Here is a 13520-nt window from a genome sequence, read left to right on the forward strand (position 1 = left end):
GTCAACCGTCCGCAATGGGTCGTCTACAGAAGTTCGTCATGGTACGAGTCTGACCAACCGGTCGTTCGAACCTGACATCGTGGCTGCTCTGCCGCGGACAAAGCGTGCCAATTCTCCAGGACTGCGGGCGGGTCGAGACAAGCCGATCGTCGTCGAATTCCCCTACGATTGCGGACGCGCGTTCCATTGCTTGAGCGCCCTGGTTTCGCGATCGAAACCCAGCACGCTGACCGACGCGGTATCGAGCAGCAGATGTGCCCCAAGCGCCGCTGAATCGGCCATCCAGCAAGCACCAAGCACCCGCAGGAAATGCGCGTGAGAAAACAGCGCGATGCGCCCATTCGTGGCAAGCAGCCGCTGGATCAGAGACTCTGCCCGCGCCTGGATGTCTTCGACGTTTTCGCCCTCCGGCATCGGCGAAGTCCACACGGCCCAGTCAGGATCTTCAGCGCGGATATCGTGCGTCGTACGGCCTTCGTAGATACCGTAGTTCCACTCGCTCAGGCGCGGTTCTTCTTCCGCCTGAGCACCAAGACCGGCCTCGGCGCAGGTGTCGCGCGCGCGAGACATCGGGCTGCACAGCACGAGGTCAAAGGGCTGTGCAGCGAGCACCGGCCGTAGCGTTCGCGCCTGTTCGCGCCCGTGGTCCGTCAGCGGAATATCGGTGCGGCCCGTGTGCTGGCCGGACAGGCTCCATGCGGTTTCACCATGACGGATCAGCCAGATCTCGGGTTGGTTCACGTGGTTTTCGGTAGCGGTAGCGTTCATTGGCGTTGGCAGAATATGGGTCAGGATTCGGTGTCCGGCTTAGGGCCGAAACGAGCGTGGCATGTTTGGCGTTTGACCGATTCTACTGGGCTATCGATAAATTTTCAGAGCAGGCCCCGCGTGCCAAGTGACCAATCGCTTGCGGGTTCGGCTAAACGCGACCGCCTTCAAATCTAGTCGAAGCGGTCAGCCCTGAACGGCGTGACATCGACGAACGGTTCCTCCCCCGTCATCATGGACGCGATCAGCCGGCCGGTCACCGCGCCGAGCGTCAATCCGTGATGCGCGTGTCCGAACGCAAACCACATGGTCTTGTGACGCGGTGCCGGGCCAATGATCGGCATCATGTCGGGCGTACACGGACGGCGGCCCATCCATGGTTCGTCATCTACCCGCTCGCCGAGCGGGAACAGCTTACGCGCCACGGGCTCGGCACGCATCAGTTGCACGGGTGTCTTCGGCGCATCACGATCCGCCAGTTCAACACCCGTTGTCAGCCGAATGCCGCGTGCCATTGGCGCAAGCAGGAAACCGTTATCCACGTCCAGCACGGGATGATTCAGGACCGTGCCAGGTTGTGGCGCGTAATGCATGTGGTAACCACGCTTGACCGCGAGCGGCAGCTTGTAGCCCAGCGCCGACGTCACGTCTTTAGCCCACGGACCCAACGCGATCACCGCCGTCGACGCACCGAGCGGACCGTCTTGCGTCGTCACACGCCAACCGTCGCCTTCGGCCTCCAGCGAGGTTGCATCGCCAGTCAGGAAGCGGCCGCCCAGACGCTCGAAGTAAGCCGCATAACCCGCGACCAACGCGCCAGGATCGGTGACCGAGACAGCATCCGTGTAATGCAAACCACCCACTAGGGAACGGTCGAGATGCGGTTCGGCTAGTTGCAACGTGGCCGGATCGAGGAGCTTGTATTGCACGCCAAACTCTCGATGCCACCGCTCGGCGTCGCGCAACTCGTCATCTTGGGAGGCGGCACTGTGGAATACCTTGATCCACCCCGTTGGCCGCAACAGCGACTCCACATCGGCTTCCTTCGCGAGGATCTCGTGCTCGGTCACGCAATGTTCGATCAAGGTGGCGTACTGGCGCGCGATGGCGGCATGCCGCGCGGGTTCGGAATTGCGCCAATACGCCCAGAGAAATGGCGCGAGCGCGGGCAATGCGTCACGATGGTAATGAACATCGATGGACGCATTGCGAGCGTAGTGCATCAGCGTGCCGATGTCGCGGGGAAGCGCGTAGGGATACACACCCTCGCGCTGCAGCAGCCCCGCGTTGCCAAACGAGGTTTCGAGTCCGGGATGCTTGCGATCCACTAGCGCTACCGAGCGGCCACGCTTTTGCAAATGAATGGCGATCGATACACCCACGATGCCCGCGCCCAGCACGACTGTGTCGAACTTCATGCGTTGAGTCTCTCCTCTACGTCCAGTATGTTCGCGGCGGTGATGGGTGGACGCGATCCACCACTCACCCTTCACCGCCCCAGAAACTGCAAGACGTAGATCATACGCGCGCGCTCCCCAAGCTTTCCGAATTAGCTTGCGCTTCCGCTTAGCCCAATGCCAAGGATCAAAAAGAGCCCCTATTTGAGCAAGGCTTTTAGCGGCGTATCCGGATCGGCAAGACGGGCATGGTCAAGCACTTTTCCTGCAGCCATCAACCGGCGGCACACCGCCACTTCACGACCGCAATTCACCGTCACTACAGCCTCGACTCTGTCGTCCGCGCCAAGCGCAAGCATGCAGAACGAATCGCCTTCCGGGTCACCTCGTTTAAAGACCGATTGATGCGCCGCAAAAATGCCCAGCGTCTGCAGATTGCAGTCATATTGATCAGACCAAAGCCACGGCATCTCGGCGTAACGTTCCTCGCCGCCAAGCATGTTCGAGGCTGCCACAGCAGGCTGGTTCTCCGCCACTTGCCACGACTCCACGCGTACATGCCGTCCCAGCAGCGCGTTGAAGTGACTCGTCACTTCGCCTGCCGCGAAGATCAGCGGATCGGCGGTGCGGCAGTGTTGATCCACGACAATTCCGTTATCGACCACCAATCCTGCCGATGCAGCCAGCTCCGAGTTAGGCACGACGCCTATGCCGATCACCACGACGTCCGCAGGCAGGTCGCCACGATCGGTCTTCACCATCGCGCAGGTAGGCGTCTTGTTGATGGCTAGCGGCGTTGTGTCGAGCTGCATATCCACGCCATGACGCCGATGCAACGCGAGCATGAACGCGCCAACTTCGGCTGGCGTTGATCGCTGCAACAAGCGGCTTGCGGGCTCGATCACCGTCACTGCACAACCACGCGATACCGCCGACGCCGCCACCTCCAGCCCGATAAAACCACCGCCCAGCACGGCCACCCGAGCGCCCGGCGCGAGCGCTTCGCGCAGCGCACGCGCATCGGCGATGGTACGAACGTAGTGCAGCTTCACGCCTTCATCGACCGGGCCGCCAAAGCGCCGCACGCGTGATCCGGTCGCAATCAGCAAACGGTGATAGCCGACCTGCTCGCCGTCGCTGAGAAACACGCACCGCTGTTCGCGATCGATCGCGCTCGCTCGCACGCCCAGCCGCATTTCGATACGCTGCTGAGCGTACCAGTCAGCATCGCGGATAAAGGCGCGTTGCTCGCCTTCGATCCCAAGCAACGCATCCTTCGATAACACCGGCCGGTCATAAGGCAGTTCCGCTTCCTCGCCGATCATCAGGATGCGGCTCTCCGGCGCCTTCAGCCGCAGCGTTTCGGCGGCACGCCGCGCAGCGTGCCCCGCGCCGACAATCACATACGCTTCATTCGACATGGATCTCGACGCTGCCCTCGTTGATGCGAACCGGATACGTGCGGACCGCTTCCACAATAGGCGCACATTGCGGCGCACCCGTACGAATATCCACGAGCCCTTGATGCAGGGGACATTCGACACAACCGTTCTCCACGAACCCCTCCGAGAGGCGCGCGTGGCCATGCGTACAAAGATCGTGCAGCGCGAAAATTTCTTCACCTATACGGAACACCGCGATGGGTTTGTTACCCGCAACAACAGCGACCGGCTCACCTTCCTCGAAGTCATTGAGTGCGCCGACTGGAAACCAGGTTTGAGCCAACTGGTTCATTCTTATCCCCTTCAGATCGGTGTGGCGAGCAATGTCTGTACACGGGATGTGTCATAGATCACGCGCTTTGACTGGTAACGCAAACCGGCGTCGGTACGCACCACCTTGTCGTAGTACTTGCCTGCCTGGTACACATTCGATTCGCCGTTCGTGCGCGTCTGGATCACCACGTAGTTGCTTTCCGTCTCGATCACGCCATCCGTCTCGGCCACGACGCAGAGCCCCGACGTCATGTGCCGGTAGCTGTGTTCCTCGAAGATATTGGCATTGCGCAGCGACACCACCCGGTCGCGCAGCATCTTCTGGTTGTTGCAATAGATGATGCCAATTGGAAGACCCATGTCGGCGTTTTCCTTCGGTATGATCTCGTAGAGACAGTCTTCGGTGAACAGCGTCGGCCACGCTTCGAGACGGTCGTTGTCGAGGTTGTTGATGTACTGGTCCTGCAACATGTGCAGTTCGAACCACAGCGTCATTGCTTCCATGATCTCTTTCCTCGACGTTCAATAGCCCATCAGCTTCTGGTAGCCGACCCAGAACTTGCGGATCAGGCTCTCGGTGATGACCGTGTCCTGCTGGTCCGGATTGCCGCGCGACATTTCGATCACCGACGTCGCGCCGGCATCGCGGATGGTGCCGCGCTGAACCAGTTCGGTGGCTTCCGTGTCTTCCATCGAGATATAGCCGGCAGGCCCCACCAGATTCGCCTGCTTGATGCGCAGCTCGCGCATCTCCGGCGTGTCGTCGGTATAACCGAAGAAGTGAAAAATCAGCTCGAAGCTATTGGGCCCTTTAGGCAGCAACTGCCGTGCGACCAGCGTGTTGTGAATCTGCTGGATCACGAGTTGCGGGAAGATCGGCTGAATATGATTGGTCGTGTCTTCTTCGTATTCGGAAATCAGGCCGAGGATGGAATCGTCTTCAAGCGCGAAGCCTTCGTCGAAGGAGCGAATGTTTTGCTGCTTGTAGGCGGCGGACGTGTCCTCGCCGGTCTTCGTCACCGTGATGATGCTGTGCAGTCCGTGGGTTGCATCGGGTATGGAACGCGCCTTCATGCCGACGCGGAAAATGTTGAACGTCGTATGGAACAGGTGCAGCATGCTCGCGTGATACGGGTCCTTCACGTTTTCGAAATAGAGCTTCCAGTTCGACTTTGAAAACTGCCGCGTGCAGCCGAGATATTCAATCGGCTTATGAAAGATCCGATCGATCCAGGGCCGCATTTGCGCCCCAAGATACTCAGGCAAAGGACCCACCGTTTCGCTGAAAGTCGCGAACACCAGGCCGCGATAGCTCTCCACCCGAAGCTTTCTCAAGCTGTGATTTTTCGGATCGAAATCGGCGGGCATTCCGGTCATGCCTTTCTGGCCGCGCCGAAACGGCACGCCCAACAAGTTGCCGCTCTTATCGAAACTCCACTGGTGGTACACGCACGTGTGCGAGCTCGCGTTGCCACGGGACTTCCTGCACACGGACGCGCCTCGATGCGCGCAGCGGTTCACCCACGCCGCCAGCGAGCCGTCGTCGTTGCGGGTGACGACCACGGGTGTATCGCCAACGAAGGTGCTTTTGAAATCGCCCGGATTCGGGATTTCCGCTTCCAGCGCCACGAAATTCCAGGTCGGTCCGCGATAGATCCGCTCCTGCTCGCGCTCATACACCGCCTGCGAGCTGAATACCTTATAGGGCACACGCGAGCCGTCGTCATGGGGAAAAGTTACCGCATCGAAGTCGAGCGGGTTCATCGGGCGAAGGGGGAATTCGGCCCTTTCGTCCGGTGCGTCCAGGGCGTTCATCGCATTAGTTTCCACGGCGATTTCTCCTTTTGTGGGGGGGTGTGCTGCGATTTTTGGAGCGCCAAAATAGCGGGTCTATCCGATAACGGCTGCGCGCAGGCTTCGCTATCCACTTCCGGCACGTTTTTGCTGGGCGATGGGTGGCGCGGCCCCGGGCAGAACGGCGAAGTGACCTACCATTCGTCGTGACTGTTTTCACCGACCGGAACCGTCCATGTCCCAAGCCGCCTTTCGTGCTGACGCGTTGCGGGGCTATCGATTATTCGAATCGACTGACCTCGATGAAACCCGCGAACTGATCTCGCGCGTGATGCAACCGCACGCGCTCGTGCCCTCGGGCACGGGCCGCGGCCGCTCGCACATGGATTTCGTCAAGCTCGGGGGGCTAGGCCTCGGCACGATCGCTTTCGGCGATGCCATGCGCGTGGACGTCAAGGCGGTGGACGGGTATTACCTGCTGATGTTTTGCGTGAGCGGCACCGCCGAAGTCCGCACGATGGGACGCTCCATGCAGGTGAACCGTGACCAGGGCGTTTTATGTGCGCCGGGACAGGCTTTCGATGCTCTGCTTTCGCCAGGCTGCGAGCAGTTTGTGCTGCGTATCGATCCAGTGGCGCTGAACGCGCAGGCGGGGTTGGCCGCACAGGACTTTGCCTCATTGGTGCCGGTGGGTAGCTCGCCTCTACGCGGCTGGATGCAGCAATTGCAACTGGTCGCGAGTTCGCCCGAATTGCTCGCGAGTGCGCGCAGCAATCCGCGTGTGGCAACGCACCTGGAAGGCTTACTGATCGATCTGTTCGCCACAGGTCACGTGGGCAATGAAATAAATACGGGCTTCGCTTCCAGGCGTTCGGCCGTGTCGCCCGGCTTTGTGAAGCGTGCCGAGGCGTTCATTGAAGCAAATTGCAGGGATCCGCTGGAATTGCTCGATATTGCCAACGCCGTCGGCGTCTCGGCTCGCACGTTGCGCGACGGCTTTCAGCAGTTTCGCGGCGTGAGCCCCATGCAGTATGTGCGGCAATTGCGGCTGGAACGCGCGCGCGACGCGTTGCGCGCAGCACCTTTGGATGTAAGGGTCGCTGAGATTGCCCTCGATTGCGGTTTCGCGCATCTCGGGCGCTTCGCGATGGTCTATAAGGCGATGTTCGGGGAGTCGCCATCGGAAACACTGCGGGGACGCTAAGCGTGCCCGCAGTGTGCGTTCATACACCCCGTCCACGGCTCTGCGCGAGTTGCGCCAAGGGTCTAGCCGAGCTTAGCCTTGGCGAAGCGCTGGAGAGCCCCATGGCGCGCCGATCGTGCCGCCGTCGACCACAATCTCGGCCGCCGTGATCCCGGACGCACCATTCGACGCAAGGAACGCGACCGCCTCCGCGACTTCTTCAACTGTGGCGAAGCGTCCCATCGGGATAGCCGGCGACAACGCTTCTTCCGTGCCGTCGAGCGACGCGCCCGCCCTTGCGCCGCGTGTCCAGATCGGCGTGCGGGTGCCACCGGGGATCACCGTGTTCACGCGAATGCCGCGTTGCACGAGCTCGCCGGCGAACACCTTCGCCATGCCGGTAATGCCCGCCTTCGACGCCGCATAAGCCGCCGTTCCCGCCCGGCCAAGCTCACGCATGACCGAACCATTGAGCACGATCGATCCTCCCGCCGACATCAGCGGCAACGCGGACTGAACCGTCAGAAAGACTGCAGTCAGGTTGGTGCGCAGGATTGCTTCGAATGCCGCAGCAGTCGTGCTCCCCAATGGCGTTGGTCCTGAAACTCCCGCGTTCGCAAACACGATATCAAGCGAACCGTAAGCATCGCCGACTTGCTTGATCACCAAGTCGATTGCAGCCGGATCATCGAGATCCGCCTGAATGGCGAGCGCGTTCGCACCAAGCTCAGATGCCGCCTCATCCAGCTTCGCGCGGTCGCGCCCCGTGATCGCCACCCGCGCACCTTCCGCAATCAACAACTTCGCTACCGCAAAACCTATCCCGCTGTTTCCGCCCGTGATCAGGGCAGTTTTATCAGTGAAACGCATGAGTCCTTCTCCTCTGTTGGCCGCCGCCCGGTTACGGCTGAAGAATGCATCGGCTGTATCGACGCGCCATCAATCTGAATGTTGAACATAATCCACAAATTCAGTATTATCGTCATCATGCAGATTGTCAAGCGAGGATTGAGATGGGTTACTCACAGGCGCAGAAAGCGGAGAGCAGGCAACGCGTGCTGGATACAGCTGCGAGGCAGATCCGCGAGCACGGTCTGGAAGCGTTGGGGGTCGCCGATTGCATGCGCAGTGCGGGGCTGACGCACGGCGCGTTCTACGGACATTTTTCGTCGCGCGATGCGTTGATCATCGCCGCGCTGGAACAGGCAATGACGCGGGGCCAGAAACGCGTGATATCGCGCGCGGCCGATGCGGCGGAACATTCAAAGACACCGTTCGAGGCGATCGTCGATGCGTACCTGCACCCCGCTCACGCGGACAATCCCGGCACCGGATGCGCACTGTGTGCACTGGCGGGCGATGCGGTGCATGCAACAGCGGACGTGAAAGCGCTCTACACCACGCACTTGCGGCGGCTTGCAGATCAGTTGACGCAAGCAGCGGGAGGTGGAAACGAAAGCGGGAGCGAAAGCGGAGACGAAAGCGGGAGCGAAGCGCTGGGACTAGGCGTGGCGGCCACGATTGTGGGCGCGATCACGCTGGCGCGCGCAGTGGACGATCACGAACTGGCGCTGTCGATTCTCACCGCCGCGCATGCGCTCGTCATGAAGCAGGACGGCACTGCCCAGCAATGAACCCGGGGTAAACGGCGGCGGGTGTTAATGCAGGTTCAGTGGTTCCCGGCAAACTCACGGGTGCAGAATCGATGCAGTTGCTGCAATAGCTCCGAGCCTTGTGAAGTCAGGCGCGGCGTAGCCCGACCATTCGTGCTCGCGTCAATGCTGACGAGGTGTTCGTGCTCGAGACTCGCCACGTCGGAACATTGAGGTTCCACCTGCGATGGCGAGTGTTGGATCAGGAGCAGAGTCGACAACTCGTGAGGGCTGAGCATGGGAATCTCCTTGCATGAGTGAATCGCGACGGTTTGCGTTCATGCATCCTAGAGAGTCAAATCGACATTCGCGCTACAGCCATTTTTCACGGCATTACACGGTTACATTCTCGCAACGAGCGAGCGCCCGTGTGGGGCGTGACGGTTGCCGGCAGAAACTTCCCGTTGCAATTGCCCGGTCAACCAAACGGGGCTCAAGTCTTTCAGCGGGTAAGGAACGCATGCTGGCCGTAACATACGGTGACTTGGCCTGAGCCGCGCCAACGTCAATTCACGCCTTGCCGCCCCAGCGCCCCCACCGGTTCCACCGGGTTTGACTCGTTCGAATCACGTCCATTCTGAAAACGCGCCAGGCCGCGAATGCCGATCAGCGAGACCGCCGACAGTACCGTAAAAAAGAGCGCAAGCGGCACCCATTGACCCTGAAATCGCTGCGCGATCATAGTCCCGATGATCGGTGTCGTGCCGCCGGCAATCGTCGCACAAAGCTGATAGGCGATGGAGATGCCGGAATAGCGCAGATGCCGGGGAAACGCATAGGTCATGAAACCTGCGATAACCGCATAGACCGCCGACAACACGACTACCGAGAACGCGATACCCGCAATGATCGCCACCGGGTTGCCTGTATTGACCAGCATGAACATGGGGTACGGCGTCAGCATCGAAAGCAACGCGGCGGCGGTGAGGAAGCGGGCATTGCCAAACCGTTCGGCGAGCATGGCCGAAATTGGCTGCGAGAGAAGCTGAATGACTGTGACGGCAAACAGGCAGTCGAGGATCAGCGACTTCGACATATGCAAATAGACCGTCACGTACGAAATCATGAAGGTGTTGGTGAAGAAGAATCCGGCAGAGCCTATGGTCGTTGCCGCCGCCGCGAAAAGGATCGGCACCCAATGTGACTTCAGCACTTCCTTCACGGGCGACTGCACCATTTCGTCCGACTCCTTCATCGCTTCGAACTCAGGGGATTCATTGACACCCGAGCGAATCACCAGACCGGCCGCAAGCAACACGAAGCTTGCGAGAAAAGGCAAGCGCCAGCCCCAGGCGATGAAGTCGTCATGACTGAGCGACGTCACCAGACGGAAGGAAATGAGCGAAAGGATCAGGCCCGCAGGGCTTCCCATTTGCGGGAACGACGCGAAGAAGGTCTTGCGTCCTTCCGGCGCATGTTCGCTCGACATCAGCACAGCACCGCCCCATTCGCCGCCCACCGCAATGCCCTGCACTATGCGGAGCACGATCAGCATCATCGGCGCCCAGATACCGGCTGTAGCGTAAGACGGCAACAAGCCGATGCCGGTTGTCGCCACGCCCATCAGGAACATGGTCAGCAGCAGCATTTTCTTGCGTCCGAGCTTGTCTCCCAAGTGCCCGAATACAGCACCGCTCAGAGGCCGTGCAATGAAGCCGACCGCGAACGTGCCAAATGACGCGAGCGTGCTGATGAAGTGATTGCTGCTCGGAAAGAAGACGTCGCCCAGCACGAGCGCGGCGGCCGTAGCGTAGGTGTAGAAGTCGTAGAACTCGACAGTCGTGCCGATAAAAGCCGCAAACGCTGCGCGCACGGGTTGCTTGCCGGAGACCGCTGCCTTCATGATTTTCGTGTTCCTTGAAAGTGGCGCGCGTTGCTCACAACGCGATGTACAAGAGGGGATACCGACTTATCAAGCGTCAAAAATCGTTCGTACAATCGCGTTTGTGCATTGTCAGTATCAACGTGGCTAATACTTCCGTGCTCGCGTTGCGGCATGGGCGATGCCGCATTTAAATGGCAAGAGTCGGGTCAAGCATTAGCAGGATTGATGATGAGGATAAGGACAGGGAATTTGACGAATGCTTTCTGTTCAACGAACACTACGTCCCGTCACCGCGCACGAACTTGAGAGATCCCCAGCATGCAAGCAACGCAAAATCCGCCTTCTGATACGGACAAGGCCACATTCGACGCCGACATGTTCGACGCCGACGAATGGCAAGTCCGTTCGGACTTGGCGGCGCTGTACCGGCTCACGGCCCATTTCCGCATGACGGACATGATCGATACGCACATTACCGCGCGCTTGCCCGGCGCGACGCCGGCCTTCCTGATCAACCGATACGGGGTTTTGTTCCATGAGATGCGGGCGTCTGATCTGGTCAAGATTGATCACCTGGGCAATGTCATCGATAAACGCGCTGCCACCGAACCCGCGCGCTTTCGCGTGAATGCCGCCGGATTCACGATACATTCCGCAATTCACATGGCGCGCGAGGATCTCGGTTTTGTCGTTCACACGCATACGGCCGCTGGAACGGCGGTGTCCGCGCAAGAGCACGGGCTGTTGCCGATCAGTCAGCATGCGCTCAAGTTCTACGGCAAGCTCGGGTATCACGACTACGAGGGCATTGCGTTGAATCTTGACGAACGTGAACGGCTGGTGCGCGACCTCGGCCTTAACAAGGCAATGATCCTGCGCAATCACGGCCTGCTCGCAGCAGGTGCGACCGTTGCCGAAGCGTTCCATGAGATCTATTTCCTCGAACGCGCCTGCCAGGCGCAGATTCAGGCGTTGGCTGGCGGGACCGCGCTGCGCATTCCGTCCGTAGAAGTTTGCGAATTGACCGCAAGCCAGTTCAACCGCGAGGAATCGGCGGAAATCATGGACATAGCTTGGAACGCGGCATTGCGGCTGATTGCCGATCCTGCATCGGATTACCGGTGCTGAATGTTGCCATCTTGTTGCCACTACTTAGCCTTAGGCATGGCCGCCGCCTATGCGCGGCCTGCCATCGACGCAAGCAATGACTAAACTTGTCCTCATTAGCCGCGACTTCGATATGTCGCACCTCATACCCTCCATTCATCGCGCGGCGCCCGAACTCGAAGTCACGTTGCATGGCCACGAGAACGCCAGCGACGCCGAGGTGGCCGTGTGCTGGAATCCACCGACTGGCGCCATTGCGGCGTTACCACGGCTGCGACTCGTGCACAGCATTGCGGCCGGGGTCGACAACATCCTGACAGACCCGAGCCTGCCGCGCGTACCTGTATGCCGGGTAGTCGACCCGCAGCATGCACGCGGCATGAGCGAGTTCGTGACGTGGGCTGTACTGCACTTTCATCGACAACTTGATCGCGTGATATCGAACCAGCGTGAAGAACGCTGGTTTCGCCCGCCTCAACAAGATCCATCAACCTGTTCAGTGGGCGTGATGGGGCTTGGTGAGATCGGCAGTCGCGTGGCGACAGACCTGCATCGGCTGGGATTCAGCGTTCGCGGCTGGGCGCGCCGGGCGAGAGACCTGCAAGGGGTTGAAACATTCGAAGGTTCGCAAGGGCTGGAACCTTTCCTCCAAGGCACCGATATCCTTGTTTGCCTCTTACCGCTGACGGACGAAACACGCGGCATCCTGAATGCTCGTACGTTCAATGCATTGCGTCCCGGCGCGAAACTGATTCATGTGGGACGAGGGGAACATCTGGTGCCGGAGGATCTGCTGCGCGCGTTGAATACGGAGCGGATTGGCGGGGCCATTGTCGATGTCTTTCCAAACGAGCCACTGCCACGAGGAGATGCGTTCTGGCAGGCGAAGAACATGATCGTGACCCCGCACATGGCCTCGGTCGCCAGTGCAGATACGATCGGGCTACAGGTAGCGGAAAACGTCCGGCGGCTGGTGAATGGCGAGGCTTTGCATAACGCGGTTGATGTGACGCGAGGTTATTAGCGCAGCGGGCTCGCTTGGCGCCGAGATGCACTAGACCGGCGTCACACCTGCCTCGGTATCGATAAACCTGTGCATCGCATCCAGGAAGGCCGTCTCGGCAGCACTGAACTTCCGGTCACTCGACCAGAGCAGGTGCACGTCGAGGTCGGCCACGCCCTCGTCCGGCGGCAGGCGCTGAAAACGCCCCTGTGCAATGTCCTCCCGAACAACATGTTCCGGGAGACAACCAATGCCGAACCCGGCGAATATGAAACGCTTCACTTCCCACATGCTCGACGATGATCCGATCACACGCTCGGTGAAACCCATCTCATCGCGAAAGAACGTCAGCGGCGACATGTGGTCACCCACCTTGTCACCTGTAAAGGACACAAACTTCTCGCTCACGAGATCGGACGTGCGCAAATCCGTACGCCCGAACAACGGGTGGTGGCGCCCGCAAAAAAGCGCATAACGCTGCCTCAGGAACACGCGGCTCTCGACCCTCTTGGGCAAGGTGCGGCGCGGCGTAAGCCCAAGCGTTGCGGACTTCTGCTGCAAACTGCTGACTACATCGGCGCTGCGCATCTCCTGGCTCTCAAGTTCGATGCGCGGATAGTCGCGATGGAACTCGGCAAGGAAGGCGTCATAGGCAGGGAAATCAATGCCGCTCACCGTGCTCAGGCGCACCACGCCCGAGATATCGTGATCGCCGTCGACCTTGGCAAGCGACAGCCGCGAGATTGTGCCGTACACATCCTCCGCGATCTGCTGCACTTCGATGCCGGCCTGCGTCACTTCTATGCGCGGCCCATGACGATCCACCAGCCGCATGCCAAGTTGGTCCTCCAGACGCCGAAGAGCCTGACTCACAGCGGGTTGCGTCAAATGAAGCCGCGTAGCCGCACGACTCACGCTGCGCTCTCGCGCGATAGCGAGAAATGTTCGCAGCAGATTCCAGTCGAGCCGATCATTCAAGTACGTATCGGATCGTTCGTTGCTCATTGCTAACCTCGGTTGTTCCATCATCCAAGAAAATTATACTTAAAATAAATATTAGAAATTGGACTAATCAT

At 59.9% G+C, this 13520-nt stretch carries 14 protein-coding genes; 4 read left to right on the forward strand and 10 right to left on the reverse strand.

Features of this window, described 5'->3' with window-relative positions; all coding sequences use genetic code 11:
• Window positions 1-162 precede the first annotated feature (162 nt).
• From BSU04_RS27880 to andAc, 6 genes are all read right to left on the reverse strand, one after another.
• Complete coding sequence (locus BSU04_RS27880) at window positions 163-741, reverse strand: histidine phosphatase family protein (RefSeq protein WP_089163663.1); 579 nt, start codon at window positions 739-741, stop codon at window positions 163-165.
• Window positions 742-941: 200 nt separating this feature from the next.
• Window positions 942-2186: an NAD(P)/FAD-dependent oxidoreductase gene (locus BSU04_RS27885; protein WP_089163601.1), complete on the reverse strand. Its 1245-nt coding sequence runs from the start codon at window positions 2184-2186 to the stop codon at window positions 942-944.
• 179 nt (window positions 2187-2365) lie between these two features.
• Entirely contained in the window at window positions 2366-3586 is a 1221-nt protein-coding gene (gene andAa / locus BSU04_RS27890; RefSeq protein ID WP_089163602.1) for an anthranilate 1,2-dioxygenase system ferredoxin--NAD(+) reductase, read from the reverse strand.
• Window positions 3576-3899, reverse strand: coding sequence for an anthranilate 1,2-dioxygenase ferredoxin subunit AndAb (gene andAb / locus BSU04_RS27895; protein WP_089163603.1), 324 nt, complete (start codon window positions 3897-3899; stop codon window positions 3576-3578). The genes andAa and andAb overlap by 11 nt, the downstream gene beginning before the upstream one ends.
• An 11-nt stretch (window positions 3900-3910) precedes the next feature.
• On the reverse strand, window positions 3911-4384 hold the full coding sequence (gene andAd, locus BSU04_RS27900; RefSeq protein ID WP_089163604.1) for an anthranilate 1,2-dioxygenase small subunit AndAd: 474 nt from the start codon (window positions 4382-4384) through the stop codon (window positions 3911-3913).
• Between the two features lie 18 nt (window positions 4385-4402).
• Window positions 4403-5644, reverse strand: coding sequence for an anthranilate 1,2-dioxygenase large subunit AndAc (gene andAc, locus BSU04_RS27905; RefSeq protein WP_089163664.1), 1242 nt, complete (start codon window positions 5642-5644; stop codon window positions 4403-4405).
• Between the two features lie 265 nt (window positions 5645-5909).
• Here andAc and andR point away from each other — a divergent pair, with 265 nt between their 5' ends.
• Window positions 5910-6878 (forward strand): anthranilate 1,2-dioxygenase regulatory protein AndR, encoded by a 969-nt coding sequence (gene andR / locus BSU04_RS27910; protein ID WP_089163605.1) that lies wholly within the window; start codon window positions 5910-5912, stop codon window positions 6876-6878.
• A gap of 72 nt (window positions 6879-6950) precedes the next feature.
• Here the strand turns inward: andR and BSU04_RS27915 are convergent, their stop codons facing one another.
• Window positions 6951-7727, reverse strand: coding sequence for an SDR family NAD(P)-dependent oxidoreductase (locus BSU04_RS27915; protein ID WP_089163606.1), 777 nt, complete (start codon window positions 7725-7727; stop codon window positions 6951-6953).
• Between the two features lie 143 nt (window positions 7728-7870).
• Between BSU04_RS27915 and BSU04_RS27920 the strand changes: the two genes are divergently transcribed.
• A complete protein-coding gene (locus BSU04_RS27920) occupies window positions 7871-8491 on the forward strand; it encodes a TetR/AcrR family transcriptional regulator (RefSeq protein WP_089163665.1) in 621 nt (206 codons plus the stop codon).
• 35 nt (window positions 8492-8526) lie between these two features.
• Here BSU04_RS27920 and BSU04_RS27925 read toward each other — a convergent pair whose 3' ends face one another.
• On the reverse strand, window positions 8527-8748 hold the full coding sequence (locus BSU04_RS27925) for a hypothetical protein (RefSeq protein WP_089163607.1): 222 nt from the start codon (window positions 8746-8748) through the stop codon (window positions 8527-8529).
• 266 nt (window positions 8749-9014) lie between these two features.
• Window positions 9015-10352 (reverse strand): MFS transporter, encoded by a 1338-nt coding sequence (locus BSU04_RS27930; RefSeq protein WP_089163608.1) that lies wholly within the window; start codon window positions 10350-10352, stop codon window positions 9015-9017.
• Between the two features lie 357 nt (window positions 10353-10709).
• On the opposite strand from BSU04_RS27930, the gene BSU04_RS27935 reads away from it, so the two are divergent.
• Together BSU04_RS27935 and BSU04_RS27940 are read left to right on the forward strand one after the other, a co-directional pair.
• A complete protein-coding gene (locus BSU04_RS27935) occupies window positions 10710-11462 on the forward strand; it encodes a class II aldolase/adducin family protein (RefSeq protein ID WP_089163666.1) in 753 nt (250 codons plus the stop codon).
• A 76-nt stretch (window positions 11463-11538) separates the two neighbouring features.
• Window positions 11539-12465, forward strand: a complete 927-nt coding sequence (locus BSU04_RS27940; protein ID WP_179258469.1) for a 2-hydroxyacid dehydrogenase — start codon at window positions 11539-11541, stop codon at window positions 12463-12465.
• Window positions 12466-12495: 30 nt separating this feature from the next.
• Here BSU04_RS27940 and BSU04_RS27945 read toward each other — a convergent pair whose 3' ends face one another.
• Window positions 12496-13449, reverse strand: coding sequence for a LysR family transcriptional regulator (locus tag BSU04_RS27945; protein ID WP_089163609.1), 954 nt, complete (start codon window positions 13447-13449; stop codon window positions 12496-12498).
• Between the last annotated feature and the right edge of the window lie 71 nt (window positions 13450-13520).

The organism is Caballeronia sordidicola (assembly GCF_002220365.1).
GTDB classification, from domain to species: Bacteria; Pseudomonadota; Gammaproteobacteria; order Burkholderiales; family Burkholderiaceae; genus Caballeronia; species Caballeronia sordidicola_C.